Here is a 256-nt window from a genome sequence, read left to right as displayed (position 1 = left end):
CAAAGAAGTTTACTAAACTAGACTTAGCAAATAGCAATCCAACTTGAGGAAGGATCTCTTCTGGTACATCTGGGAATACTGAATCAATTCCTAGATTTAATTTACTGATTCGAGCATTAGCTAACTGCTTTAAGAAGACTTCAATCTGTTCAATAGATAAGTCACGTAGACTACCTTTTGTATAAGCCTGTTTAGCTAAAGCTACACCACGCTCTACAGAGTTGATGAACATCTTAATGATAGTTTGCTTCAGCTC

At 36.3% G+C, this 256-nt stretch carries 1 protein-coding gene; it reads right to left on the bottom strand.

Annotation, left to right across the window (positions count from 1 at the left end; genetic code table 11):
- The coding region (locus G3I41_RS36270; protein ID WP_164404769.1) for a hypothetical protein at positions 1-232 on the bottom strand (232 nt) is incomplete at its 3' end.
- Between the last annotated feature and the right edge of the window lie 24 nt (positions 233-256).

This window comes from Streptomyces sp. SID9727, assembly GCF_010550605.1.
In the GTDB taxonomy this organism is placed as follows: Bacteria; Actinomycetota; Actinomycetes; order Streptomycetales; family Streptomycetaceae; genus Streptomyces.
This window is presented reverse-complemented; position numbering and strand designations above follow the sequence as displayed.